We start from the raw sequence: 26,555 nt of genomic DNA, 5'->3' as shown, positions 1-26,555 counted from the left end.
GACGATGAATGACGATGATCTTCTGCGCTATAGCCGACACATCATGCTGCCGGAAATCGATTATGCCGGCCAGGAACGGCTCCGCGCCGCCCGCGTTCTGATTGTTGGGCTGGGTGGACTGGGTTCGCCCGTATCGATGTATTTGGCCTCGGCCGGGGTGGGAACGCTCGTGCTGGCCGATTTTGACCGGGTCGATTTATCCAATCTACAACGGCAGATTGCGCACGACACGGCGGGGATCGGCCAATTAAAGACAGAATCGGCCGCGGCGCGATTACGGGCGATTAACCCGACGGTGCAAATCCATACCGTCAACGACCGCTTGACCGAGGAGAATTTGCGCCCGTGGGTGGAGTCGGTCGATCTGGTCTGCGACTGTTCCGATAATTTCACGCTCCGGTTCGCCTTGAATGCCGTGAGCATGGCGGTGGGTAAACCGCTGGTATCTGGGGCGGCGATCCGGTTAGAAGGGCAGGTGAGTGTGTTTGATCCGCGCGATCCGCAATCTCCCTGCTACCGCTGTTTATACCAAGAGGAGGGCGAAGAGGCGCTGCGGTGCAGTGAAACCGGGGTTCTTTCCCCCTTGGTTGGGATGATTGGCAGCCTGCAGGCGGTGGAAGCCATCAAGGTTCTGGCGGGCTTTGGGCGCCCGCTCATCGGACGATTGGCCTTGTTTGATGTCAAAAACGCCGAATGGCGAACCCTGAAGTTCCGCCGTGATCCCGCCTGTCCGGTCTGTCAAGCCCGCGTTGAGGCCAGCGCCTGACTGATCTTGCGAATCAAGCCTGGGCCTTCATAGATGAATCCGGTATAAATCTGGACGGCATCGGCTCCGGCTTCGATTTTTTCCAACGCGGCTGCCGCACTATCAATGCCACCGACGCCGATAATGGTAAAACCCCGGGGGAGGGCATCCCGCAGCTGGCGGATCACCGCAGTGCTCGCCGGACGGACGGGGCGACCACTCAAGCCGCCCGCTTCATCGGCCTGCGGTAAACCCGCCACCGCCGCCCGATCAATGGTGGTATTGGTGGCAATGACGCCATCCATCCCTTCGTCGGCAAGCAAACGGGCGATGTCCTGCACGGCTGATTCGTCCAGATCTGGGGCGATCTTCACGACGATCGGCACCGTACGCCCATTTTCCTGGTCACAACGCGCTTTTTCCTGCCGCAGGGTTTGCAGGAGCGGGCCGAACTGATCTGCGGCTTGCAGCGCCCGCAGATTTTTGGTGTTGGGTGAAGAAATATTGATGGTGATGTAATCCGCGACCGGGTGAGCGCGACGCAAGCCGATTCGATAATCCTCGATGGCGCGTTCGTTCGGCGTGTCGAAATTCTTGCCCAGATTAATGCCAAGCGGCGTTTGGCTGGTTCTGGCTGCAACGTTTTGCAGCAAAGATTCGATGCCGTCGTTATTAAATCCCATTCGATTGATGAGCGCGCCCGCGTCCGGCAACCGAAATAGACGAGGCCGTGGATTCCCAGGTTGCGGCCGAGGGGTGACGGTACCGATTTCGATAAAACCAAAACCCAGGCAGGCCAAGGCATCAATGTGCGCGCCGTTTTTATCCAACCCCGCCGCCAGCCCGATGCGATTCGGGAAGGAAAGCCCCATCAAGGTTACAGGATCGGCTACTACCTGTTGTTTTGACCAGCGACACCACGGCGTGCGTGCCGCTAGATCGAGCAGACTGAAGGTCAGGCGGTGGGCAGTTTCGGGTTCCAACTGGAACAACAACGCGCGGAGTAAGGGGTAGATATTCATCGGATCGAGGTCGGGTGAAAAGGGGGGCAGTGTGCCGCAGTTCGTCTTGATTCTGCAAATATGCCGCGCTCGACTGAACCATGACTGCCACGGAATTGTCATGTAGTCATCATCAGCCCGCAACAAGAGCGATTTAGCGTGCGCTGGTAGCTGCATTGATGAGAGTTTGTTCATGAAGAACCCAGACACGCTAATGACCCCGAGCCTTTTCGCCAACGAATCCGCGCCGAGACTTCAGGTCGAGCTGGCCTGCACCGATCGCCAGATCGAAGAGACCTTGGCACTCCGCTACCGTGTATTCATTCAGGAGCTAGGCGCCAAGGTCGATTGCGCCACGCCGCAGTTGGAATCCGATGCGTTCGATGCCTTTTGCCATCATTTGCTGGTGCGGGATCTATCCACTGGACAAGTCGTAGCAAGCACGCGAATTTTGACGGATACCCAGGCGCAGTTGGCGGGCGGATTTTATTCTGCACATGAATTCGACCTGGCGTTTTTACATGAGGTGAGCGGACGGGTCATGGAAATTGGCCGAACCTGTGTCGATGCTGCTTACCGCAATGGTGCCACCATCAGCACGCTTTGGAGCGGGCTCGCCCAGTTTATGGAAAACAATCGCTTCGCCTACTTGATGGGCTGCGCGAGCATTCCGATGACCGATGGCGGCGTGCAGGCCAATCTCATCATGAACGAGCTGCGCGACCATTATCTGACGGAACCCGCCTATCGCGTGCAATCATTCCGCGCCCTGCCGGTTCGCAGTGACGGGGCTTCGACCACGGAAATCAAAATGCCGCCGTTGCTCAAGGCGTATTTGCGTCTGGGCGCGAAAGTTGGCGGAGAGGCGTTTTGGGATCAGGATTTCAATACTGCCGATGTCTTTATCTGGCTGGATCGAGCCCATCTTCAGGCGCGATACCTGCGCCATTTCGTGCAACGCAAACCCCCGGCAGCGCGCTTCGATGGCATGCCACCAGTTGCGGCTTGAGCGACGCCTGTCCGCGTGCAGTGACGGTCGTCTGTGGGTGTTAGAGCATATCACGCTGGATAGATGTGCACAGTATTAGTGACTGTAACCAATTGAATAAGCAGTTAAAAATGTGGCTCAGTTACAAAATATACTCGCGTTAGCACGCAAAAAAATCACAACGGTGAGTAAGTTCGACGCCGTTGCGGCGGTGCGAATTCAGCCATCCAAGCGTCATCAGTGCGCCGGAAATTTTTCAGGGAAAAACAGCAAATTTCGACCTTCTAATCGGTCAGCTTAGCTCAAGTCCACTGACTGCAATTTATCGCGAATGTTTCATGAATTCGCACGGTGAGCCTTCAAATTCATGTTTGCAGGAACAACTCACGACCGTGCATCGAAGCGTTGTGATGACATTAAGCAATTTCAGTCAGGATTCTGAATGGGGCGTACAGCATAGTTCGCTCGGTGAAAGAGGGACATGGCAATGAGTGACGCAAAAGCAAGAGCATATGCAGCACGGCTCCATAAAGTGCTCGATTACATCGAGTCTCATCTAGACGAGCTGTTGACGGTAGAACAATTGAGCCAAGTGGCGCATTTCTCCAAGTTTCACTTTCACCGGCAGTTTGCCGAATACACCGGCTCCAGCGTTTTTCGATACATTCAACGGCTACGCTTAAAGCAGGCATCCTACAGGCTTGCCTTCGAGCACAGCACAAAGATTGTCGATATCGCTCTGGGCGCTGGTTTTGAAAACCCGGAGTCGTTTTCGCGTGCCTTCAAAAACCTCTTCGATCAGTCGCCATCCGAGTTCAGGCGCCACCCGGATTGGGAAAGTTGGCACGCATGTTACCGCCTCAAACTTCCAGAAAGGAAACAGACCATGCAAGTAGACATAGTTGATTTCAAAATGACCCGCATTGCGACCATGGAACACCGCGGCCCCGTCGAATGGCTCAACGAAACGGTTGGGCAATTCATCGCGTGGCGTAAAGCAAGCGGTCTGTCGCCCAAGCAGAGTAGTCGAACTTTCGGTATTGCCTATGACAATCCGGATACCACCGAACCGGACAAATTTCGTTTCGATATTTGCGGCGAAGTATCTACCGATGTCCCAGCCGATCCATCAGGCGTGGTTACCAAGCTCATCCCTGCCGGGCGCTGTGCACGGGTACGGCACTTGGGTTCTCACTCAAGCCTAGGCGAATCTGTCATCTATCCCTTGTATCGTGAATGGTTGCCACATAGCGGCGAGGAACTGCGGGATTTTCCAATCTTCTTCCACTATCTCAACCTGATCCCTGAGACGGCAGAGCATGAGCTGGTTACAGATGTGTATCTGCCACTGAAGTAAAGAACACACCGCGCGAAAGCGGGCTTCGACATACTGCTAAAGTCCGCCTTTGTCATATTGGACACAACGGTATAGACAACAAGGCCGCGCTTTCAATCAACAAACCACTACAGGGGTAGTCACTTTTCGGGAGCAAAGCCGGGCAATCTCATGTATTCCACAGAAACAAAAACCTTGAAATATTCGGGGGGTTTCCGTCGTTCTCGAGCTTAAAAGAAATCTTCTGAATGCCGGAAAATCGGCTTATTGGGTCAAACATTGAAAAGGAAATTCAACACATCGCCATCTTTGACAATGTAGTCCTTGCCCTCTGCGCGCATTTTCCCGGCCTCTTTGGCACCTTGTTCGCCTTTGTAGTGGATAAAGTCCTCAAATGCGATGGTTTGCGCTCGGATGAACCCGCGTTCAAAATCGGTGTGAATCACGCCCGCCGCTTGCGGTGCCGTAGCACCTTTTTTGATGGTCCAGGCGCGGACTTCTTTTACCCCGGCAGTAAAGTAGGTTTGCAGCCCCAAGAGATCATACCCGGCGCGAATGACTCGGTTTAGACCAGGTTCTTCTTGTCCGAGTGCCCGCAGAAATTCTGCTCGATCGCTTTCATCCAATTCGGTCAACTCGGCCTCGATGGCGGCACAGACCGGTACGACCGGTGCCTGTTCCGCAGCCGCATAAGCCCGCACCGCGTCCAGATGCGGATTGTTGGTAAATCCATCGTCGCTGACATTGGCGATGTACATGATTGGCTTGGCGGTGAGGAGTTGCAGATCGCGCACCGTGGCGAGTTCTTCTGACGTCAGACCCAAGGCACGCACCGGCTTGACGGCATCTAGTCCGGCCTGAATTTTTTCCAGCACGGCCTTGCGGGCGATGGCTTCTTTGTTGACGCCGGACTTGGCTGCCTTGGTGGCGCGATCGAGATTGCGGATAACGCTATCCAGATCCGCCAGCACCAGCTCGGTATTGATCACTTCAATATCGCTGAGGGGATCTACCTTACCCGCAACATGAATAATGTCGTCATTATCAAAACAGCGCACTACCTGGGCAATCGCATCGGTTTCGCGGATATTGGTGAGAAACTGATTGCCCAAGCCTTCACCTTGCGCCGCCCCTTTGACCAGCCCGGCAATATCCACGAACTCCATGGTCGTGGGCACGATCCGCTCAGGTTTGACGATTTCCGCCAAGGCATCCAGGCGGGGGTCGGGCATCGGTACGATGCCGACATTTGGTTCGATGGTGCAAAACGGATAGTTTTCCGCCTGAATTTTGGCGCGGGTCAGCGCATTGAATAGCGTGGATTTGCCCACATTCGGCAGGCCGACGATGCCGCAATTGAAACCCATGATGAACTCCTCGCGCTCCGATGCAATTAATTGATAAAACTGTTGATGGTGTTGACTGCGTTGGTGGTGTCGCCAAATAGCAGCGTTTCATGTTGTGTGATGGCGTAGTCAATCGCCGCATGAATCGCGTCGCGTTCGCCGGCTGGCGGAATCCCGAGCACAAACCCGGTCACGGCGTCCCGATGTCCCGGATGGCCAATGCCGATCCGTAACCGCCAGAAATCGGCGGTACCGAGTTGTGCCTGGATGCTTTTCAAGCCGTTATGCCCCCCATGGCCGCCGCCCTGTTTCAGTTTCATTTTTCCGGGGGGCAAGTCCAATTCATCGTGGATGATCAAAATGGATTCTGGCGGAATTTTGTAGAACTGGGCGAGGGCGCCAACAGACTGCCCGGACAGATTCATGAAGGTGCTGGGTTTGAGTAGGCGCCAATCACGCGCATTGGCCTGAATCCGGGCGGTTGCGCCAAAAAAACGCGGCTCGTCGCGGAGTGGGGCACGATAATGAGTCGACAATTGCTCGACCAACCAGAACCCGGCGTTATGCCGTGTGTGGGTGTATTGCGAGCCAGGATTGCCTAGTCCGACAACGAGCGCAATGTTCATTCGATAATCCAAAATTCGTGAGCAGGGGCGAACAAGTGAAAAACCCGCCAGCGCGCAACACGCCGACGGGTTCTGTGGCTACCACGATCCGCTGGATACGCTGGCCTAAGGATTAACCCTCGGCTTCGACGGATTTGTCCACTTTCGGCGGATGAATCGCGACGACTGAGCTGTCGTGGCTTGCGCCGAGTGCCAATGCGTGAATTTTAACCCCTTTAGGCATGTTGATCTGACTGAGGTGAATCGACTCGTTCACATTCAGATTTTTCAGATCGACTTCAATGAATTCCGGCAGGGTATCTGCGGTGCAGTCGACTTCGACTTCCGTCAGCACGATGTTCACAATGCCCCCCGCTTTCGCGCCGGCACAGGTCTCTTTATTCAGGAAGTGCAAAGGCACACTGACGCGCAACGCTTGCTGAGCCGTTACGCGTTGAAAATCTGCATGCATCACGCTGGGCTTGTACGGGTGACGGTGCAGATCGCGCAGGATGACCTTTTCTTCGGTGCCCGCGATGTTCAGGGTGAGTACATGTGAATAAAACGCCTCATGATCGAGGTGTTTCAGGATTTCGTTGTGCGAAATCGCAATGGCGACCGGTGCCGTTTCACCACCATAAACAATGGCCGGAATTTTCCCTTCGCGACGCAGGCGGCGGCTCGCACCCTTGCCCTGATCGTCACGACGCGTTGCGTCGAGCGCAAAAGTTTCTTGAGACATGATTTGCTCCAAAATAAGAAAATGGCACCACGGAATGTCACCGCAGCGCGCGTGGCCATGGCTCGCGACCAAGCCGCTGGCACCCTAAAAAGAGGGCGCGAAATTGTAACGAAAATTTTGAGTTATGCCAAGAACAGGCGGCGGGCGTTAATCGTTATACAACGAGCTCACCGATTCATCCGTATGGATGCGCCGAATGGTTTCGGCCAGCATGCCGGCAACGGATAAAACCCGAATCTTGCTGCAGGCCATGGCATCCGCCTTGAGCGGGATGCTATCGGTCACCACCAATTCATCCAGATCCGATTGCAGGATGTTTTCGATGGCCTTGCCGGAGAGAATGGCATGCGTGGCATACGCCACCACTTTCTTGGCACCATGAAGTTTGAGCGCACCAGCGGCTTTGCACAGCGTGCCGGCGGTATCGACCATGTCATCCACGATCACGCAGGTTTTGTCGCGCACTTCACCGATGATATGCATGACCTGCGACACATTGGGGCGAGGGCGGCGTTTGTCGATAATGGCAAGGTCGGAATCATCCAGCCGCTTGGCAACGGCTCGCGCCCGAACCACGCCGCCGACATCCGGTGAAACGACGATCAGGTCGCTGTATTTTTGACGCCAGATATCCCCCAACAAAATCGGGGAGGCGTAGACATTATCCACGGGAATATCAAAGAAGCCCTGAATTTGATCCGCATGCAGATCCACGGTGAGGATGCGATCCACACCGACGCTTTGCAGCATGTTGGCGACAACTTTGGCGCTGATCGGCACGCGAGCCGAACGCACGCGGCGATCTTGGCGTGAGTAACCGTAGTAGGGGATGACGGCGGTGATGCGATAGGCCGAGGCACGACGCAAAGCATCCACCATGACCATCAATTCCATGATGTTGTCATTGGTGGGATCACAGGTAGGTTGAACGACGAATACATCGCGCCCGCGGACATTTTCCAGAATTTCAACGAAGCTTTCGCCATCACTGAAGCGGGAAACGGTCGCTTGCCCGAGCTCGATATCGAGACTTTCCACTACGCGCTCGGCGAGTGCCCGGTTGGCATTACCGGAAAAAACCATCAGGGTGCGTTGGATTGTCATCGTTCTTCCGGGGATTTGGCTGGGCCGCTAGGATTCGAACCTAGGTATGCTGGAATCAAAATCCAGTGCCTTAACCAACTTGGCGACGGCCCAATCGAAAGAGGTGCGCATCTTAACCAAGCATTAGCGCTTTGCCAAGTGTTCGGGCGGGTTTTTAACCAAATTTTCTCTGGGGCTTGCGTTAGATAAAGGATCGTCGGCCAAGGCGGGCGCGACGATGATTCGACCTGTCATTTTGATTTTTCTGGAAATTTCGGCCGCCGCGCGACGCGCTTCGGCTTCGTTGGGCAGCGGAGAGAAAACACAGGCGCCGCTGCCGGTCACGCGAGCAAATCCCGTAGCTTCTTGCAGGGCAGCGTAGCATTGGGCGATCACCGGATCGGTCAGGCAGTAGGCTTCAAACGCATTGGTATGGGCTTTCCAGTGGATTAATTCGCTGGACGGCAGGCGAGGGGTGTCTTTTTTGACAAGGGGATGGGCAAAGGCTGCCTTGGTCGCACAATGTGCCGCTGGCGCGATGATGACGAACCAGTTGCTGGCGACCGGGCTCGGCATGGCAATGAGTTGATCCCCGATTCCTTCAGCCCAGGCATTCAGCCCCGCAACGAACACGGGGACATCTGCCCCAAGGGTTCGACCGATGTCGAGCAAAACTGCCGGCGGGAAATTCAGCCGCCAGAGATCGTTCAAGGCGCGGAGTGTGGTTCCGGCGGCCGAAGATCCTCCGCCCAGACCCCCGCCGATGGGCGCGTTTTTCGTCAGATGGATGTGCACGCCGGGTACGGCAATGCTTGCTTGCAAGGCTCGGCGCCGTAATGCTTCGGCTGCCCGCCAGATCAAATCCTGTTCCGGAGCCGTTGGTCGATGGGTAATGGCTTCATCACCCGGATGCCAGTCCACCACGATGCGGTCGGCATCAAGCCGGGAGAAGCGGAGCACATCCCCGTAATCAATGCGTTGAAAGTAAGTCTGTAACTGGTGGTAGCCCTGAAATCGACCCTCCGTGATTCTGCCGTTAATGTGCAGAAATAGATTGAGTTTGATGGGCGCGCGCACGACCATCTCGGGCTGCGCAGCAGAGGGGGTCAGGGCTGAGCGGGGAGTGTCTGCCATTGGTCGATAATCAGGCGTAAGGAAATGTCGGGTTGCGCGGCAGTCATTTCATGAGGCATCGGCACGCCCCCGGGGAAGGCCGGACGATAATCGGCGTAGTGCAGTGTCCAGCCTTCATCCTTCAAACGAATAAGCTGGCCTTGGGCGTTGAATTCTTGCTGGGCGTTGCGGGCATGAGGCAGAGCGCGGAGCCAGTCTGGCAGTGCCTGAACCGGGATGTGCCAACCGGTGAGTTGGGTTAATGTCCGATCGGGCTGCTGGGTAAGTCGGCGTTGCCCCTGACTGTCTTCAATCAGCATGCGGTCGGGCGTGCCGCGCAGGGTCAGCGTGCCTTGATTCAGCGGCGCATTCAGAATCAATTGCGTGTCAATTCCTCGCTGTTGCCAGTCGAATGTCACGCTACCGGCGCGATCGGCTGTCCGAATGGCCATCCGGCCTTGCGCCTGCCAGTCAACGATGGCGCGCACCTTGGCGGCACGAAGCGCGAATTCTGTCGCTGCTTGGGCTTGATCCGGGGCAGGTTGCTCCGCCTGAGGCAGCGTGGCGCACCCGCCCAATACGAGGCTCAATGCGGCGCCCAGAACAGCGATCTGGAGCGCGGTCTTTAACCCACGACATGGATTGGGGGTGCTCATTGCTCCGCATCGGGTTGCAAGAGTTGCGGGGCATATTTTTCAATGGCCTGACGCAAAGCCGATTGATGTCGATCAATCTCCAGTGCGCGCTTCCAAATGGCTTCGGCCTCTGCCCGCCGGTTCAGGTGCCAGAGTACCGTCCCCCAATGCGCCCCAACCTCTGCGTCGGGCACTAGGTTAAAAGCCCGCTGCAAGGTTTTTTCGGCCTCGGCAAGCTGGCCTTGGCGGTATTGCACCCAGCCGAGACTATCCAGATAGGCCGCGTTGTCGGGGTCTTGTTTGACGGCGCGTTCGATCAATTGCCGAGCTTCGTCCAGATCGCGGTTTTCGTCCGCCAGGGTATAGCCCAAGGCATTGAGCGCCTGGGCATTGTTCGGCTCTTGCCTGAGGATTTCGCGCAGAGTCGCGCGGCCTTCCGCGTTGCGATTGAACTTAAATAACAGCAGGGCGCGCTGGAGTTGCAAATCCGAGGACTCTGGCCAACGCGCGACCGCTTGATTGAGCGTTTGCAATGCTTCTTCATTCAATCCCTGCGATTGCTGCAATCCCGCTTTGGCGAGGATGAGCCGCTGCCGGTCGGCTACATCGACTGGGGCATCAATGGCAATATCCAGACTTTCCAGGGCACCGGTCACATCGCCCGTTTGTGCATAGGCGGCGGCCAGCAAGACCCGCGCCTCGGCATAATGCGGGCTGGTCGGTGGAATCCGGTTGAAATTCTTGACGGCCTGCCGGAATTGTCCGTTTTGTGCCTCGACCCGGCCGAGCAGCAAACTGGCTAAATCCGACTGTCCTGGCAGCCGTCCGAGCTTTTCGAGCGCTTGCTTCGCCAACACCGGTCGGTCGGCTTGGAGCGATTGAAGCGCCAATGTCCGCCAATAATCCGGGTTCTTATCCGGGCGTTTCAACGCGGTTTCGATTAGCTTCGCGGCATTCAAGGATTCGCCCTGCTGAATATAGGCATCAATCAGGCTGCCGAGATAGCGGGGTTCCTGGGGAAAACGCGCATGCGCCTGTTTGAGTGCCTGGATCATGCCGCTGTTGTCGGCATTCTGGCTGAGTGCAACGATCAGAACATCGTAGGCATTTTGCTGCTTGGGAGAAATTTCGATCGCCCGGCGCGCGGCATGAATGGCCGATTCCCATCGCTTGAATTTCAGATTGAGCTTGGCTACGACCAGTTGCGCGTTATAGCGATTGGGATACCGGGCGGCGAGATGATCGGTGAATTGGATGGCGCGGGTTGGATCGACATTCTTTTCCAAATAGCCGCCCAGTTCATTGAAGACCTCGAGTCCATCGACATCCGGCTGGGCAAGCCACTGTGTCAGCGCTTGATCTGCGGTTTTTTCGTCACCTTGTTGCAGCGCGCTGACGGTCAGGCTGGCTGCAGCCTGAGCCGAGTGAGGTGCCTGCGCGAGCCAGCGCGCTGCAGAGGATTGCGCCAAAGGATAATCCTTGGCAAACAAGGCAATCTGCGTGGCACGCGCCAAAATGCTGGTCTGATCGGTTTCCTGGGCTGCAGCGGCATAGAAACTGGCGGCTTCTTTCGGCTGGTTGGCCTGCCCCGCCAGCTCACCGGCCATGATCAGATAAATCGGATTTTTTTCGATGGCGGCGCGCCGCTCGGCCATCGCCTTTTCGATGGCCGCTGTGTGCGCATCCGCCGAGGCAGCGGGCGCGGGCGCCTCCACGGTGGGTTGTACGCCCGCGCATCCAGTTAATGCCAACGAAACCGATAGACCCAGCGCAAGTAAACGCGTCATGCTGCAATTCCACTAAATTTCTGTTTGCACCAAGCCCCTGAGGCCATGGCAAAAAACGCCAAGCAGTTTAGCCGGTTCATGGAACGATTGCGCGGATGGCCAGCAAAAACTGCTGGCACGGGAACGAAATTCAGGCACGCGTTTTGCGCATCGCGCGGTTGATCGAATCGACTTGCCAGAAGTAATACATGATGGGAATGACAATCAGGGTGAGCAGAGTGGAAGCCAGCGTGCCAAAGATCAGGGATACCGCCAATCCGCCAAATACCGGGTCACTCACCATCACGGCGGAGCCGAAAATAATCGCTAAGGCCGTGAGCAAGATTGGACGGAAACGCACCGCGCCCGCCGTGATGACGGATTCTTTCAGGTCGAACCCTTCTTTGCGGTACTCCAAGATAAAATCGATGAGCAACAAAGAGTTACGCACGACCACGCCAGCCAGTGCAATGAAGCCAATCATCGAGGTGGCATTGAATGGCATGTTGAACAGCCAGTGCCCAGGAAAGATACCGACTAGAGTCAGCGGAATGGCGCCCATGACGATGACCGGCAACATGAATGATTGGTAGTAGGCAACCAGCAAAAGATAAATAAACACCAACGCTACGATGAACGCCGCCCCCAAATCCCGGAAAACATCGAGGGTGAGCCGCATGTCGCCGCCCCAGAGCAGCTGGTAGCGGCTGAGATCATCCGGGGATTGATCGACAAACCCCAAGTTGGCGGTGGTCAGGGTGACATGTCCCGCCAGTTTCATATCATCTAGCCATTGGTTGAGCGTGAGCGTGGCATAGACCGGTGAGCTCCCCAGCAGGTCGCCCTGAACATACACCACGGGATGCTGATCCTGGTCGAGAATCGGTTTCGCGACACTGGACTTCACGATATTGATCAGACTACCCACCGGCACCTGTTTGCCTGCCGTGCCCGTGATGGTCAGATCACGGATTTGCTGGATCGAGGAGCGATCGGCTTGGGGCAGGCGCAACACGATATTCACGGGCTCGGCTGAGGTGGACTCATGCAGCGAGCCAATCACGGTGCCTTGCACATAGGTATGGATCAGTTCGGCAATCTGCGCCGGCGCGACGCCGGATAGCATCGCCTTTTGCCGATCGACTTCAATCAGGTACTCCGGCGCGGTCGCGGTGATGCTGTCATCGACATTGATCATGCCGTACACCTCGCCAAACCGGGTTTTCACCTGTTCGGCAATGCGTCGAAGCTCGGCATAATCGGGGCCGTGAATTCTCGCCAAGATTTGCGCCCGCACGGGCGGTCCCGGCGGGGTCAAATACAGCTTGACCAAGATCGGCGCGGCCGATTGACGCACCGGTTCGAGTTGCTGCCAAATTTTTTCGGCAACGACTTCGGTATCGGGGCGCTCATGCAGAGGAACGAGATTGACGCGAATCTGCGCGACATTGCTGCCTTCGCGCATCATGTCGCCCCGCACCATGCCGGCGAAGGTCAGCGGGCCGGTTCGACCGACGAAGCTCTGGTAATTGGTGACATACGGACTCTGCGCGAGCACTCGGGTCACTTCATCAACGATCCGCCCGGTGGCGTCCAGCGCGGTTCCGGCCGGAGCGCTCACTTCCAGCACGAAGGTGCTGACATTGCCTTCCGGCAGCATTTTCAGGCTCACGCCGCCGGGGCTGAGTGGGCCGTTCATCCCCGCCGGGCGAATAAACTGCCACGCCGGCATGATCATGGACGCAATCATCAAGGCGAGGACGAACAACAAGAATCCCAAGGAAAGCCACCGGCTACCAAGCAGCGGCGTGATCACCCGGGTATAAGCCGTCTGCAGAAAATCTGGTTTGTGGGGTTCATGGGCATGTTCGGCGGCAATCGCCATCTGTTTTTTTGCCTTGCCCCGCAGCCAGAGGTACGCCGCCCAGGGGACGACGATATAAGCCAGCAGCAAGGAGGCGATCATCGCAATCGGCACATTGATGGGAATGGGGAGCATGAACGGCCCCATCATGCCGGTGACAAACGCCATGGGGATGAAGGCAAAAATGACCGCGATGGTGGCGATGTTGGTGGGGTTGCCGATTTCATTGGTCGCACGCACCAGCAATTCGCCAAATGACGCCTCTTTCGCCTCGTGAATGTGGCGGTGAATGTTTTCGATCACCACGATCGCGGCATCGACCAACAGGCCGAGCGAAAGAATGAGTGCGAACAGCGAAATTCGGTTGATGGTTTGTCCGATGACCCAGCCCACACCCAGCACCACGAACAGGGTGAGTGGGACGGTGAGGGTCACAATCAGCGCTTCGCGCCAGCCGAGAAAGAAAAACAGAATGATCAGCACGACGAGCACGGCGATCACCAGATGCTCCATCAGCAGATTCACGGCATCATCGGCGCGTTTGCCATAGTCCCGGGTCACCACCACCGAGACATCGTGCGGCACCATGGTTTGTTCGATGACATGCAATTTCTCCAGCACGCGCTGGGTGACCGTCACGGCGTTGGCGCCCGCGCGCTTGCCAATCGCAATGGCGACTGCTGTTTGGTCTAGCCCCGGCGTTTTTCCTAGATGATTGCCGGCGCCAAAACCGAATCGGGAATATTGTTCGTTGCGTTCTGCGCTGCGTTTGATCGTCGCAACTTCCCGCAGAAAGACCGGCCGCCCCTGATGGCTGCCGATAATGATTTCGCCGAGATCCTGTACGCTGGAGAAGGCAGCGTTGACCCGCAGGCTGGTTTCCTGATTTTGATTCGTCAGGTGACCCGCGGGCAGCACGACATTGGCTGCCTTGAGCTGCTGAATGATCGTATCGAGCGCAATGCCCGTGCTGGCGAGTTTCTGCGGATCAATGTCGATCGCCATGATGGCGCGCTGGCCGCCAATCACGCTGCTGTTGCCGACATCCGGTACGGTCTGAAGCTGATCGAGCATGCGTTCAGCCAGTTCGCGCAAGGCCACCCCGTCGAGCGAGGGTGAACTGAGGCTGATAGTCATGACCGGCACATCGGTAATCCCGATGCTTTTGACCAGCGGTTGACTGGTGCCGGGCGGTAGGTGATCCATGTTGCGGCTGAGTTGGTTGTAGAGCAGCAGCAGACTGCGTTCTTCATCGCTGCCCACCTTGAAGGCCACGGTCACGATGCCCATGTCATTGACCGAGTAACCGTAGGTGTGATCTACGCCCTTGATGCTGGCCATGATCGCTTCCAGCGGGCGGACGACCTGTTCGTGAATCTGCTCCGCGCTATTCCCGGCGCGCTGCACCAGAATCTGTGCGCCAGGCACCACGATTTCCGGGTTATACAGACGCGGTGTGATCAAAAAGGCCATGACCCCAAACAAGGTCAAAGCGATCATGATCAGCGCGGTAATCTTGGAATGCAGGAAAATCCGCGCGAGTTTGCCAGCAATATTGACCGGAGAGGCTCCGGCGGGGTTGGGCGACGCCGTATTCATGATTTATCGGCCGCTTGCTTGGGGGAATTCACGGATTGTTCGATCAGACTGCCGTTTTCAAGGTGGGTTGCCACGTCATAAACCACAGTTTCGCCCGCATTCAAGCCGGCTAGAACTTCGATGCCCTTGCCCACCTCGGCACCAAGTCGCACCATGCGGAACCAGGCACGGCCATCCTTGCCGAGAACGAATACGCCCCGAACACCGCCCCGATCGAAGATTGCGGCAGGCGGAATGACCAAACCGGGCTGTTGAGCAATGTTGACCGTGACGACCACATAGTTGCCGCTGCGGACATCAACGCTCGAGGGCACACCGATCTTGACGGTATGGGTGTGGGTGATGGGATCGGTCGCATCCACCATGCGTTCGATCTCACCCTGAAAGCGGTGTTGGTTTCCGGTGAAATCTGTGTAACTCACGGTAAGCAATTCACCCAGTTTCAGCGTGGCAAATGCCTGGCTGTTTACCTGCACTTCGACCTGTTTTTGCCCACCGCCCTGCAAGGTCAGCAAGGGGCTGCTGGGATAGGCCATTTGCCCTGGATCAACCATCCGGCTGGTCACGGTGCCTTCAAAGGGTGCCGTCAACTTCACATAAGTCAGTTGTGCTTCTGCTTGTTTGACGCCAGCCTGAGCCGCGGCGTAATTGCCTTGTGCCACCTTGTACGCGGTTTGTATTTGGTCGAACACTTGCTTGGGCACCGCATTTTCTTTGTACAGCGACGCATAGCGCTCGAAATTGGCCTTGGCATCCGATAGTCCCGCCGCCGCCTTGCCGAGCTCGGCTCGAGCTTGACTGATCGCGCTGGTGACATCCGTGGCATCGATAGTCAGCAGGGTTTGTCCGGCCTTGACGGTTTGCCCCTCGTGCACATCCACACTGCGAACATAGCCCATGACGCGCGAGCTGATCGAAACCTGATCCGAAGTGATGACGGAGCCGGGGAACCGCGCCTGAACGGGCAAAGACTGCTCGCTGATGGTTTCGACCCGGGCGCTGATCCGGGTATCCGGCAAGGCGGGCGCGGTTGCACCCTCCGGCTTGCCGTGTCCGCCACAGCCGCCTAACCCAAGGCTCGTCAACAAGACCCAGGGCAAAAGGATCGGGATACGGTGACGGGATAGGGGAGAGAATAGGTTGCGCATGAGGAGACTCTTAAAAATAGACGAAGGGGATGTCTCGAAAAGTTTATTGGGGCAGGGCGGTACCCGAGATGCGTTCCGGCGTGAGGTTGCCCGTCGCCAGCAGCAGACTCGCGCGCTGGACGGTCAGTTCATACTGCGCCGACACATATTCCGCGCGGGCTTTATCCAAGGCGGCCTGGGATTGCAGCAGGTTAGTCATCGTCGAAAGCCCTTGCGCGTACCGCAGATTCTCCAGCCGGGTTGCTTCTTCGCTCTGTGAAATCGCGAGTTTCTTGACGGCCAGCCGCTGTTCCGCCAATGCCGCTGCGCGCCAGATTTCTCCGACCTGATTCATAAGCTGGTTGCCGGCAACCTGCTGTTGCGCCTGTGCCTGGTTCAGCCCGGCCACCGCCCGATCCACTTGGCCCGCGCGCGCGCCAAAATCCAGCACTTGCCAGCTCAACACACCGCCAACGGTATAAGAGTCGTTTCTCAATCCCAGGTTGTAACTATTCCAGTCTTGCTGCGCCATGAGATTGAACTGGGGTTTATAAACCGAACGCGCGGCCGTCACCCCGGCCTGAGCCGCATCGATTTGTTGCCCAATTGCGGCGAGCTGCGGGTTATTGCGCAACGCCTCATCGCGCGCCTGTGCGAGCGTCAAATCAATCGGAGCGATGGCAATTTGTTGGTTGATCTGGAATGGTTCGCCATCTGTCATGCCTGTGACGATGCGCAGCCCATCCATCGCATTGGCCCGCTGATCGAGCGCTTGCTGATGCCGCAGCTTCACATCGCCCAAATTCACTTCGGCCGTCAATAAATCGCTCTTCGACACAACCCCTTGCGTGAACAGCTTTTTACTCAGATCCCGATAGGATCGGGCGGCTTCAACGGCCTGCTCGGTCACCCGGACGAACGCGTTGGCCGCATCAATACCCGCGTATGCCTGAACGACTTGCATGATGAGTTGCTGGCGCGCCGCCTGATCACCGGATTGCGCAGCGAGCAACAGCGCCTGTGCCTGATCACGCAATGCGCGAATCTTTCCGCCGTTGTAGATGGGTACCGAGAGTTTGAGTGTGGTTTGGAAATTGCGGTACCAGCCGGGGTGGTTCAAGGCATCCGGTGGTGTTGCGCTGGCACCGGCCAGGTTGCCGAAGGTAGGCCCCGCTTCAGAAAAAAACTGCTGCACCCCAAAGTCGTTGAAATTGGCTCGCCCCTGATTCAGCTTCATGCCAAAGACATTCAAGGCATTGTTTGAGCCCATCGCGCCGAATGAGAGATCTAGTCTCGGCAGGCGGCTTCCGTCCGCCTCCTGGATGGCGCCCTGCGCCTCGGCGATGCGCGCCCGGGTTTGCTGCATCATCGGGTTTTGTGTGAGCGCGTGTTCAATGGCCTGTGCAACCGTGAGCCCCGGGGCAGGCGCTGCTATCGTGGCTAGCGGAGCGAGGGGGGCACTCTGGGGATGATCAGCATAAGCCAAAGGCATACACAGGGCGCCTGTCAACCACATACCCGATGAAAGCGCTCTGGTGATAGATGACTTGAACAATAGCGTAGAGCTCATTCAGCAGCCTCGTGAAATGGGGGTGACTAGGCGAGTAGGCTTGCCCAACCACTCGGGCAGATTGTAGTTATTTCGTGACGCCATACAAGCAGTTTATTAGAAAAATCTAATATTGCATAAACAGAGGCGTTGAGTGTGCTGGCTTTTCCTTGCGGACGCGCATCCAGTACCATGCGGCGCCACATTCATAAACATCGCAAGGGCGCCATGCAACGAATTGCGCTGGCAGTAGAATACGACGGCTCGCATTATCACGGTTGGCAACGCCAGCCGGTCGCTGATTCCATTCAGGCGCGATTGGAACACGCACTGGCAACGGTAGCCGCTCGACCGGTGAGTCTCGTGTGTGCGGGACGAACCGATGCCGGGGTGCATGCCAGCCACCAAATCATTCATTTCGATACGGATGCGGAGCGCCCGGAGGTGGCCTGGCTCCTCGGGGGCGTGCAGGTCTTGCCGCCAGACATCAGCCTGTTATGGGCGCGGGTCATGTCCCCGGATTTCCACGCGCGGTTCAGTGCCACGGCACGCAGTTACCGCTACATTTTGCTCAACCGTGTCACGCGCTCTGCCTTGCACGCCGGCCGAGTGACCTGGTGGCGGCATCCATTGGATGCGGAGGCCATGCATGAAGCGGCGCAGTGTCTGGTCGGTGAGCATGATTTCAGTAGTTTCCGGGCGCGGGATTGTCAATCGAACACCCCCTGGCGTTGCATCGAATCGATCCGTGTCCGGCGTTTTGGTGATTTCGTTGCGCTCGACATTACTGCGAACGCCTTTCTGCATCACATGGTGCGCAATATCGTCGGCACCTTGTTGCCCGTTGGAGCGGGTAAATGGCCGGTATCGGCGGTGGCAGAAATTCTGGCCAGGCGACAACGAGAAGCGGCCGGAATGACCGCGCCGCCGGATGGTTTGTATCTGGCGGACGTGCGTTATCCCGCCCATTTTGGGATCGCCGAGCCGCTCACCCGACCAACTTTTTGGCCGGGTGAGGGCGGGTTGACGCCAGAAACGCCCGTGCCCTGCTAGAATCTGTTGGTTGTTGTTTGCCCATCCCTTTCTGACAGCTTGTGTTCGTGATGTCATCTTCCTTGTTGAATCTGCCCGAGTCTCGACCGACGCGCACCCGTGTGAAAGTGTGCGGTCTGACGCGGGTGGAGGATGTGCACGCGGCGATCGCGGCTGGCGTGGATGCCGTCGGATTTGTGTTTGTGCCAGCCAGCAAGCGCGCGCTTATGATCGAAACAGCGCGGCCACTATTTGCTGCGGTATCGCCCTTTGTGCAAACGGTCGCCCTTTTTCTGGATGCCCCCCGAGAATGGGTGGCCTCGGTTGATCAGGCGCTTGCCCCCGATCTTTTGCAGTTCCATGGACGGGAGACGGGGGAGTATTGCCGGCAATTCTCTCGCCCTTATATCAAAGCGTTAGGTGCTGATGTTCTAGAGGATGATGGACTGCTGAGCCGAACGATGGCCGATCACGCCACCGCGCGCGGTTTTCTACTGGATAGCCATCCCAGCGGCGAGCTGGGCGGCACAGGACAAGCCTTCGATTGGCGGCGATGGCCGCAAGGCCTTCAAACCCGTCCACTGATTCTGGCGGGGGGCTTGACCGCCGCGAATGTCCAGCCCGCCATCCAGACCCTTGCGCCCTATGCGGTCGATGTTTCCAGCGGGGTCGAAAGTTCGGCGGGAATCAAATCTGCCGAGAAAATTCAAGAATTTATTGCCAAGGTGAACTCAATTGTCCCGATCCTCGACTGAATCCCCGTTTAATCCTGCTGAGTTTGATTTCAGCCAATATCCCGATGCGCGCGGGCGGTTTGGCGCCTACGGCGGGAAATTTGTGGCTGAAACACTGATGACGGCAGTCAGTGAACTTGAAGCCGCTTATAACAAATATCGTCAAGACCCTGAATTTATTAAAGAGTTTGAGCAGGATCTGCGTGATTATGTCGGCCGCCCCTCGGCCATGTACCACTGCGCACGGATGAGCGAGGCGTACGGCGCTGAAATCTGGTTCAAGCGCGAAGATTTAAACCACACCGGCGCGCACAAAATCAACAATGCCATTGGGCAAGCCCTGCTGGCCAAGCGGCTAGGCAAGACCCGGATCATCGCGGAGACCGGTGCGGGGCAGCACGGTGTGGCAACAGCCACGGTCGCGGCTCGCCTCGGGCTTGAGTGTGTGATTTATATGGGCGCCGAAGATGTGGTGCGGCAAATGCCGAATGTGTATCGCATGAAGTTGCTGGGTGCCACGGTCGTGCCGGTCGAGTCGGGCACGCGAACACTCAAAGACGCGCTCAATGAGGCCATGCGCGACTGGGTGACCAATGTGGACAACACCTTTTACATCATTGGCACGGCAGCGGGTATGCATCCTTATCCGCAAATGGTGCGGGATTTCCAATCGGTGATTGGTCGTGAAGCACGCCAGCAAATTCAGGAAAAGACCGGCCGACTGCCCGATGCCGTCGTCGCTTGCGTCGGTGGTGGCTCGAATGCCATCGGCATTTTTCACGGCTTTTTGAATGACGCGACGGTGGCACTGTATGGTGTCGAAGCAGGGGGCGACGGCATCGAGACCGGGCGTCATGCCGCCCCGTTGACCGCCGGGCGGCCGGGCGTGTTGCACGGTAACCGCACCTATTTGATGGAAGATCAAAACGGCCAGATTCTCGGTACGCACTCGGTTTCTGCCGGCCTGGATTATCCCGGGGTCGGACCCGAGCATAGCTGGCTCAAGGATTTGGGGCGCGTGCGCTACGATGCGATTACCGATTCTGAAGCGATGGCGGCCTTCCATGATGTCATCCGGCTGGAGGGCATTATTCCGGCGCTGGAATCTTCTCACGCGGTCGCTTACGCGAAAAAACTCGCCCCGCAACTCGGGCGGGACAAAATCATTCTGGTCAATCTTTCCGGCCGGGGGGATAAAGACATCAATACCGTGGCCAAACTGGAAGGGATTGCATTATGAGTCGTATTGCTGCTGACTTTGAACGAGCCCGAGCAACGGGGCGAAAGTTGCTGGTGCCCTACATTACCGCGGGTGACCCGGCACCGCGACATACGGTCTCCTTGATGCACCACTTGGTTGCGGGTGGTGCCGATATGCTGGAGATCGGTGTGCCTTTTTCTGACCCCATGGCCGATGGCTCGGTCATTGCCAGCGCTCATGAGCGGGCATTGGCTCAGGGCGTGACGCTCACCGATGTATTGGGGATGGTGCAAACCTTCCGCGCGACCGATGACAAGACCCCGGTGATTCTGATGGGCTACCAAAATCCCATTGAAGTCATGGGCATCGAGGCATTCGCCCAGGCCGCTGCGCTCGCCGGGGTGGATGGTGTGTTAACGGTAGATCTGCCGCCTGAAGAGGCCGATTTGGCCGCCCCGACACTTCGATCAGCAGGGCTTGATCCAATTTTCCTGCTCGCGCCGACCACGCCGCCCGAGCGGGTGAAACTCGTCGCCCGCTTGGCCAGCGGCTTTGTTTACTATGTGTCACTCAAAGGGGTGACGGGCGCGTCGCACTTGGATACGGTGGCCTTGGCGGGTCGCCTCTCGATGGTGCGTACCGTGTGTGGACTGCCCGTTGGCGTGGGCTTTGGCATTCGGGATGCCGAAACGGCTGTTGCGGCTGCGGCCAATGCCGATGCGGTCATCATTGGCAGTGCGCTGGTAGGAATGCTGGCGCGCGTCGATCCTCAGGATGCTGCCACCTTGAATGACACGGCGCAGTCATTGATCCATACCATCCGCACAGCGCTGGATCGCGTGTTCCCTGTTGCCTGATGCCCAGAGGTTACCGATGAGCTGGTTAGAAAAACTGCTTCCGTCACGGATTCGCACCCAAAGCACGGCCAAGCGCGCCGTGCCTGAAGGGCTATGGATCAAGTGCGATGGTTGTGAAACAGTGCTTTACCGTGATGAATTAAAGCGAAATCTACAGGTTTGTCCCAAATGTGGGCACCACATGCGGATTGGGCTGCGGGAACGGCTGGATGCCTTTCTGGATCCCGCCGGGCGGGAGGAGTTGTTTGCGTCGGTTGCGCCCGTGGACATCCTCAAGTTTCGGGATCAAAAAAAATATCGCGATCGAATCGTGGCCAGTCAGAAAGCGACCGGTGAAACCGATGCGCTGGTCGTGATGCGTGGTCGCCTGCATGACTTGCCGGTGATCGTGGCGGGCTTTAATTTTGCGTTTATGGGCGGCTCGATGGGCTCAGTCGTCGGGGAAAAATTCGTGCGCGCCGTGCAGGCAGCCATCGCGCAAAAATCGGCCTTGATCTGTTTTACCGCATCGGGCGGGGCGCGCATGCAGGAAGCCTTGTTCTCGCTCATGCAGATGGCCAAGACTTCTGCGGCCTTGACCAAGCTGGCGAAAGAGCGTCTTCCTTTTATCGTGGTGCTCACCGATCCGACCATGGGTGGGGTGTCCGCCTCGTTGGCCATGTTGGGCGATATTCAGATTGCCGAACCCAATGCCCTAATCGGATTTGCCGGCCCCCGTGTGATCGAGCAAACCGTGCGAGAAACGCTGCCCGAGGGGTTTCAGCGCAGTGAATTTTTGTTGGCGCATGGTGCGATTGATTTGATCGTACCCCGCGTACAACTGCGCGGAAAAATTGCCGAACTCATCGCCATCCTGCAACACAAGGATGCTTCGCCCAAAGCCTCGACCGCGTGAGCTCGACCGATCCATCAGCCGATTCTTTTCTGAATTTCCAGCAGTGGCTTGAGTGGCTGGAACAGCGTAATCCTGTCCACATCGAGCTCGGCCTGGATCGAGTTCGTGCCGTCTGGCAGGTATTGCGTACCCAAAACGACATTCAGGTGCCGACTCTCATTACCGTTGCCGGAACGAACGGAAAAGGATCTTCCTGCGCCCTGCTGGATGCGATTCTGCAAGCCGCTGGTTATCGCGTTGGCCGGTACACCTCGCCCCATTTGAGCCAGTTCAATGAGCGGATCTTGGTCAATGGCCGCCCGGTCGATGATGCCACCCTGTGCGAAGGCATGCGTCAGATTCACGCCTGTGCGGGCAGTGAGCGCCTCACCTATTTTGAATGGGCAACCTTGCTCGCGTTCTGGAGTTTTTTTCAGGAAGCCTGCACTGTCTGGGTGCTGGAAGTGGGTATGGGCGGGCGTTTAGATGCCGTCAATGTTCTGGATGCCGATCTGGCGCTGATTACCCCGATCGGGTTGGATCATCAAGCCTTCCTCGGCGAAACGCGTGAAGCTATCGGGCGGGAAAAAGCGGGCATTCTGCGCCAGAACCAAATCGCGGTTTACGCCGATCCGGCACCGGTCGCTTCAATCGTGGCGATGGCGGAGGAATTGGGGTGCCAACTCCTTGTCCGGCAGCGGGATTTCACGGTTGCCCCTGAAACGGAAGGCTGGCAACTGAGGCAACAAGAACACATCACTCATTGGCCGAACCCCGCCTTGTTCGGCAAGTCGCAAATCGACAATGCTGCGGGTGTGGTCACTCTGCTGCTGAACGCTTCATCCCGCCTGACGGTTGCCCCCGAGGCGATCGCGCAAGGCCTGCGGGCGGTTCAGTTACCCGGGCGGTTCGAGCGGTGTGTTCAGGCCGGTCGCCATATCCTGCTGGATGTGGCTCACAACGAAGAATCTGCGCAAGCACTTCGGCAAAATCTCGACGCACTCTTCGCCATCGAACCCCCAAAAGGAAAAATCCGCGCGGTATTTTCTGCCTTGGCGGATAAGCCGATTACCGCCATGCTGCGCATCCTTGCCCATCAATTTGATGACTGGTATATCGCGCCTTTGGAGGGCGCGCGTGCAGCGAATCTGTCGCAATTACAGCAGGCGGGCACGGTGTTGCGCACGAGCGACATCCATTATGAAGACACCATCGTGAATGCGTATAATCGCGCCTTCAACGAAAGTCGTGCAGGGGACTATCTCGTGATATTTGGTTCATTTCACACCGTCGGCGCGCTTCGCGCATTGGCCTGCGAACACAGGTGATCCCTTTGATCAATCAACAGACCAGCTCAGGGAACGAACCAAAAACAGGCGCACGGCTGCGGCAGCGGTTGATCGGCGGCATGGTCATCGTAGCCATTGGCGCCTTGGTTTTGCCGCTTTGGCTGGACAATGGCGGTTTGAAATCTCCGACCGTGCAACCCGTGCCCCCCCCGCCGGCAGTCAGTCAGCCCGAGCAGATCAATATCCCAGCGCCCTCGCCAAGCCAAATGCAAACCTTGCAGAACCCGCCTGCACCGTCATTGGCGAACAATGAGCCGCCGCCATCTTCCCCTGCACCAGCAACGACTGTTCCGCCGACGGTTTCGTCGGGAACCGCCCGCTCATTCGATGCACCTGCGCCCAAACCGGCAACACCTCCGCCTGCGGGAGATCGGACAAAAGCGGTGGACAACCTCAAACCCGCACCGATTGAGCCGGTTCATCCGACGCCAGAGATTCAGCCGCCGACATCCCAAGTCAGCCGCCGCCCCTCAGAGCCCGCCAAACCCGAAGCCCCGCGTGGGATGGAAAAACCCGCCGAGCCCGCGCCGTCGCAGCTAGCGATCAGCAAACCCACGAGCAATGGCGATTGGGTGGTTCAGCTAGGTAGTTTCTCGGATGAACTGAATGCGCGCGCTTTGGCGAAGTCTGTTGAAGAAGCGGGGTTTCACGCTGCGCTCTCCCCATTGTTTGCCAAAAAAGGGACTGTTTGGCGCGTTCGCGTCGGGCCGTACGCCACACGGGATCAAGCCATTCAAACCACCGTCTTGCTCCGAGAAAAGCTCGGCAGAGATGGGCTGGTCATGCCCAATAAGTAACTCGATCAGAAGATAACTCGGCTTATTCAGGAATTTCTCGATGGCAATTGTCGATTATGTGATTCTATCTGTGGTGGGGATTTCAACACTGATCTCCCTCGTGCGGGGATTCGTCAAGGAATCCCTGTCATTACTCACCTGGATTGCTGCTTTCGCGATTGCGATGGGATTCTCCCAAGCCACTTCGGTGTGGGTGCCTAAAGCCGTTGATATTCCTTCGGCACGGGTTGCTCTGGCATTTATGGTGCTTTTTGTTTTAGTGCTGATTATTGGCGGCGTGATCAACTGGATCGTATCGACACTGGTGAATAAAACCGGTTTGACCGGCACCGACCGTTCAGTCGGCATGGTATTCGGTTTGATTCGTGGTGTATTTATTGTTGCTATTTTAATCTTATTAGCTCATTTGACCGCTATGCCACAGGAACCTTGGTGGCAAGCATCCACCTTGATTCCACAATTTCAAATTGTAGCCAACTGGATCCAAGCACTGTTGCCGGCCGATTTAGCTCACCACTTTGTGCAGCAAATTCAACAGGTGCAGCAAGTGCAACCACCATCGCCCACTGCCGTATTGCCTGCGGCGCCGCCGGTTGCGCCTGCCCCGGCACCAGTGGCACCCCATTAACCATCCGAGGGCGACGCCATGTGCGGCATTATTGGTATTGTTTCAAACGCACCGGTCAATCAACTGTTGTTTGACGGATTGACTTTATTACAACATCGGGGGCAGGATGCCGCAGGTATTTTGACCTGCGAAAATGACCGGTTGTTTCTCCGTAAGGAAAATGGCCTGGTCAAGGATGTTTTCCATACCCGCCATATGCGGCAGCTCCTGGGCAATATGGGCATCGGTCATGTGCGTTACCCTACGGCGGGGTGCGATTCATCGGCAGAAGCACAGCCGTTTTATGTCAATGCGCCCTTTGGTATAGCCCTGGGGCATAACGGCAATCTGACGAATGTCGATGAGCTTCGAGAAGCCATGCGTGTAGTCGATCGCCGGCATATCAACACCAATTCCGACTCAGAAGTCCTGTTGAATGTGTTTGCGCATGAATTGGCGGAAGTGGCGGGGGTTACGCCGACCACGGCTGATGTATTCAAGGCGATTAGTGGGGTGCATCGTCGCGTTAAAGGCGCTTACGCCGTGATTGGTTTGTTGGCGGGGCAGGGGATTTTTGCCTTTCGAGATCCTTGGGGGATTCGCCCGGTATGTTACGGGCAACGCAAAAGCAAAGATGGCTTTACAGAGTACATGATCGCTTCGGAATCTGTGGCTATCGAGGCCAGCGATTTCGAACTCATCCGGGATTTAGCACCTGGAGAGGCAATTTTTATTACCTCGGATGGCAAAGTCTCGCTGCAGCAATGTGCTGAAAATCCAAAATACACCCCGTGTATCTTTGAATATGTTTATCTGGCACGACCGGATTCGATTATTGATGATGTTTCCGTTTATCGTGCCCGGATGCGCATGGGTGAGAAACTTGCCGCAAAAATTCAGCGGGAATGGCAGGACCATGATATTGATGTCGTGATTCCAATTCCGGATACCAGCCGAACGGCTGCGTTGGAGATCGCTTTTAATCTCAATATAAAATACCGCGAAGGATTCGTTAAAAACCGCTATATTGCACGCACCTTTATTATGCCGGGTCAGGAAATGCGTAAGCGCTCGGTGCGTCAAAAGCTGAATGCCATTGATCTCGAATTTCGTGGCAAAAATGTCTTGCTGGTGGACGACTCTATCGTGCGCGGCACCACTTCTGGGGAAATTATCCGCATGGCTCGAGAGGCCGGCGCACGCAAGGTGTATATGGCCTCTGCCGCGCCACCTGTGCGGTATCCGAATGTTTATGGCATTGATATGCCAGCGGCCAAAGAATTTGTGGCGCATGAGCGCGAGGTAGACGAGATTTGCAAAACGATTGGAGCAGATCGTCTGATCTACCAAGACTTGTCTGATTTGATTGAATCCGTCCGCATGGGCAATCCTGCGTTGAAAGATTTTGATTGCTCGTGTTTCACCGGAGAGTATGTCACAGGCGATGTGAACCGTTGTTACCTTGATGCCCTGGCCAGCCAGCGAGGGGATAAAAATAAGAAATCAGAATCAGATAATCGATCCAGAGATATTGTTGCCGTCGGTCTTTACAATGTTCAGTGATATTTTTCTTCATTAAACCTGGACTGGGGTGTTATCTTGCGA

General features: G+C 56.7%; 23 protein-coding genes and 1 tRNA gene. 12 read left to right on the top strand and 12 right to left on the bottom strand.

All coding sequences use genetic code 11. The annotated features are described in order from the left end of the window. The first annotated feature begins 4 nt into the window (after nt 1–4). Nucleotides 5–766, top strand: coding sequence for a HesA/MoeB/ThiF family protein (locus VOI35_RS05125; RefSeq protein ID WP_407274998.1), 762 nt, complete (start codon nt 5–7; stop codon nt 764–766). Here VOI35_RS05125 and VOI35_RS05120 read toward each other — a convergent pair. After that, entirely contained in the window at nt 739–1,767 is a 1,029-nt protein-coding gene (locus VOI35_RS05120) for a quinone-dependent dihydroorotate dehydrogenase (RefSeq protein WP_407274997.1), read from the bottom strand. The two genes, VOI35_RS05125 and VOI35_RS05120, sit on opposite strands and share 28 nt — an antisense overlap. Nucleotides 1,768–1,939: 172 nt before the next feature. On the opposite strand from VOI35_RS05120, the gene VOI35_RS05115 reads away from it, so the two are divergent. Together VOI35_RS05115 and VOI35_RS05110 are read left to right on the top strand one after the other, a co-directional pair. Next, nucleotides 1,940–2,755 carry a GNAT family N-acetyltransferase gene (locus tag VOI35_RS05115; protein ID WP_407274996.1) on the top strand — a complete coding sequence of 272 codons (816 nt, stop codon included), beginning with the start codon at nt 1,940–1,942 and terminating at the stop codon, nt 2,753–2,755. 466 nt (nt 2,756–3,221) lie between these two features. Beyond that, on the top strand, nt 3,222–4,091 hold the full coding sequence (locus tag VOI35_RS05110; protein WP_407274995.1) for a GyrI-like domain-containing protein: 870 nt from the start codon (nt 3,222–3,224) through the stop codon (nt 4,089–4,091). Nucleotides 4,092–4,342: 251 nt separating this feature from the next. On the opposite strand, the gene ychF is transcribed toward VOI35_RS05110, so the two are convergent. From ychF to VOI35_RS05055, 11 genes are all read right to left on the bottom strand, one after another. Continuing rightward, a complete protein-coding gene (gene ychF / locus VOI35_RS05105; RefSeq protein ID WP_407274994.1) occupies nt 4,343–5,437 on the bottom strand; it encodes a redox-regulated ATPase YchF in 1,095 nt (364 codons plus the stop codon). A 26-nt stretch (nt 5,438–5,463) separates the two neighbouring features. Next, on the bottom strand, nt 5,464–6,042 hold the full coding sequence (gene pth / locus VOI35_RS05100; protein WP_407274993.1) for an aminoacyl-tRNA hydrolase: 579 nt from the start codon (nt 6,040–6,042) through the stop codon (nt 5,464–5,466). A 112-nt stretch (nt 6,043–6,154) separates the two neighbouring features. Beyond that, nucleotides 6,155–6,763: a 50S ribosomal protein L25/general stress protein Ctc gene (locus VOI35_RS05095; RefSeq protein WP_407274992.1), complete on the bottom strand. Its 609-nt coding sequence runs from the start codon at nt 6,761–6,763 to the stop codon at nt 6,155–6,157. Between the two features lie 147 nt (nt 6,764–6,910). Beyond that, on the bottom strand, nt 6,911–7,867 hold the full coding sequence (locus tag VOI35_RS05090; protein ID WP_407274991.1) for a ribose-phosphate diphosphokinase: 957 nt from the start codon (nt 7,865–7,867) through the stop codon (nt 6,911–6,913). A gap of 16 nt (nt 7,868–7,883) precedes the next feature. Next, a tRNA-Gln gene (locus tag VOI35_RS05085) sits at nt 7,884–7,960 on the bottom strand. Between the two features lie 30 nt (nt 7,961–7,990). Further along, on the bottom strand, nt 7,991–8,980 hold the full coding sequence (gene ispE, locus VOI35_RS05080; protein WP_407274990.1) for a 4-(cytidine 5'-diphospho)-2-C-methyl-D-erythritol kinase: 990 nt from the start codon (nt 8,978–8,980) through the stop codon (nt 7,991–7,993). Beyond that, nucleotides 8,953–9,615: a lipoprotein insertase outer membrane protein LolB gene (gene lolB, locus VOI35_RS05075; RefSeq protein WP_407274989.1), complete on the bottom strand. Its 663-nt coding sequence runs from the start codon at nt 9,613–9,615 to the stop codon at nt 8,953–8,955. Before lolB ends, ispE begins: the two co-directional genes overlap by 28 nt. Then, entirely contained in the window at nt 9,612–11,381 is a 1,770-nt protein-coding gene (locus tag VOI35_RS05070) for a tetratricopeptide repeat protein (protein ID WP_407274988.1), read from the bottom strand. Before VOI35_RS05070 ends, lolB begins: the two co-directional genes overlap by 4 nt. A 130-nt stretch (nt 11,382–11,511) precedes the next feature. Then, nucleotides 11,512–14,823 carry an efflux RND transporter permease subunit gene (locus VOI35_RS05065; protein WP_407274987.1) on the bottom strand — a complete coding sequence of 1,104 codons (3,312 nt, stop codon included), beginning with the start codon at nt 14,821–14,823 and terminating at the stop codon, nt 11,512–11,514. Then, complete coding sequence (locus VOI35_RS05060) at nt 14,820–15,971, bottom strand: efflux RND transporter periplasmic adaptor subunit (RefSeq protein WP_407274986.1); 1,152 nt, start codon at nt 15,969–15,971, stop codon at nt 14,820–14,822. The genes VOI35_RS05065 and VOI35_RS05060 overlap by 4 nt, the downstream gene beginning before the upstream one ends. Nucleotides 15,972–16,014: 43 nt before the next feature. Continuing rightward, nucleotides 16,015–17,442 (bottom strand): TolC family protein, encoded by a 1,428-nt coding sequence (locus tag VOI35_RS05055; protein WP_407274985.1) that lies wholly within the window; start codon nt 17,440–17,442, stop codon nt 16,015–16,017. Nucleotides 17,443–17,727: 285 nt separating this feature from the next. On the opposite strand from VOI35_RS05055, the gene truA reads away from it, so the two are divergent. Genes truA through purF form a run of 9 tightly spaced genes read left to right on the top strand, consistent with a single transcriptional unit; the run spans nt 17,728 to nt 26,513 of the window. Next, nucleotides 17,728–18,552 carry a tRNA pseudouridine(38-40) synthase TruA gene (truA, locus tag VOI35_RS05050; RefSeq protein WP_407274984.1) on the top strand — a complete coding sequence of 275 codons (825 nt, stop codon included), beginning with the start codon at nt 17,728–17,730 and terminating at the stop codon, nt 18,550–18,552. Nucleotides 18,553–18,602: 50 nt separating this feature from the next. After that, complete coding sequence (locus VOI35_RS05045; protein WP_407274983.1) at nt 18,603–19,286, top strand: phosphoribosylanthranilate isomerase; 684 nt, start codon at nt 18,603–18,605, stop codon at nt 19,284–19,286. Beyond that, entirely contained in the window at nt 19,267–20,505 is a 1,239-nt protein-coding gene (gene trpB / locus VOI35_RS05040; RefSeq protein ID WP_407274982.1) for a tryptophan synthase subunit beta, read from the top strand. Before VOI35_RS05045 ends, trpB begins: the two co-directional genes overlap by 20 nt. Next, nucleotides 20,502–21,323, top strand: a complete 822-nt coding sequence (gene trpA, locus VOI35_RS05035; RefSeq protein WP_407274981.1) for a tryptophan synthase subunit alpha — start codon at nt 20,502–20,504, stop codon at nt 21,321–21,323. The genes trpB and trpA overlap by 4 nt, the downstream gene beginning before the upstream one ends. A gap of 16 nt (nt 21,324–21,339) precedes the next feature. After that, nucleotides 21,340–22,218, top strand: coding sequence for an acetyl-CoA carboxylase, carboxyltransferase subunit beta (gene accD / locus VOI35_RS05030; RefSeq protein WP_407274980.1), 879 nt, complete (start codon nt 21,340–21,342; stop codon nt 22,216–22,218). Next, a complete protein-coding gene (locus VOI35_RS05025; RefSeq protein WP_407274979.1) occupies nt 22,215–23,525 on the top strand; it encodes a bifunctional folylpolyglutamate synthase/dihydrofolate synthase in 1,311 nt (436 codons plus the stop codon). Before accD ends, VOI35_RS05025 begins: the two co-directional genes overlap by 4 nt. Then, nucleotides 23,522–24,343 carry an SPOR domain-containing protein gene (locus VOI35_RS05020; protein ID WP_407274978.1) on the top strand — a complete coding sequence of 274 codons (822 nt, stop codon included), beginning with the start codon at nt 23,522–23,524 and terminating at the stop codon, nt 24,341–24,343. Before VOI35_RS05025 ends, VOI35_RS05020 begins: the two co-directional genes overlap by 4 nt. A gap of 40 nt (nt 24,344–24,383) precedes the next feature. Then, a complete protein-coding gene (locus tag VOI35_RS05015) occupies nt 24,384–24,971 on the top strand; it encodes a CvpA family protein (RefSeq protein WP_407274977.1) in 588 nt (195 codons plus the stop codon). Nucleotides 24,972–24,989: 18 nt separating this feature from the next. Then, on the top strand, nt 24,990–26,513 hold the full coding sequence (gene purF, locus VOI35_RS05010; protein WP_407274976.1) for an amidophosphoribosyltransferase: 1,524 nt from the start codon (nt 24,990–24,992) through the stop codon (nt 26,511–26,513). Nucleotides 26,514–26,555 lie beyond the last annotated feature (42 nt).

Origin of the sequence: Halothiobacillus sp. DCM-1, from assembly GCF_045689735.1 — a bacterium.
GTDB lineage: Bacteria > Pseudomonadota > Gammaproteobacteria > Halothiobacillales > Halothiobacillaceae > Halothiobacillus.
This window is presented reverse-complemented; position numbering and strand designations above follow the sequence as displayed.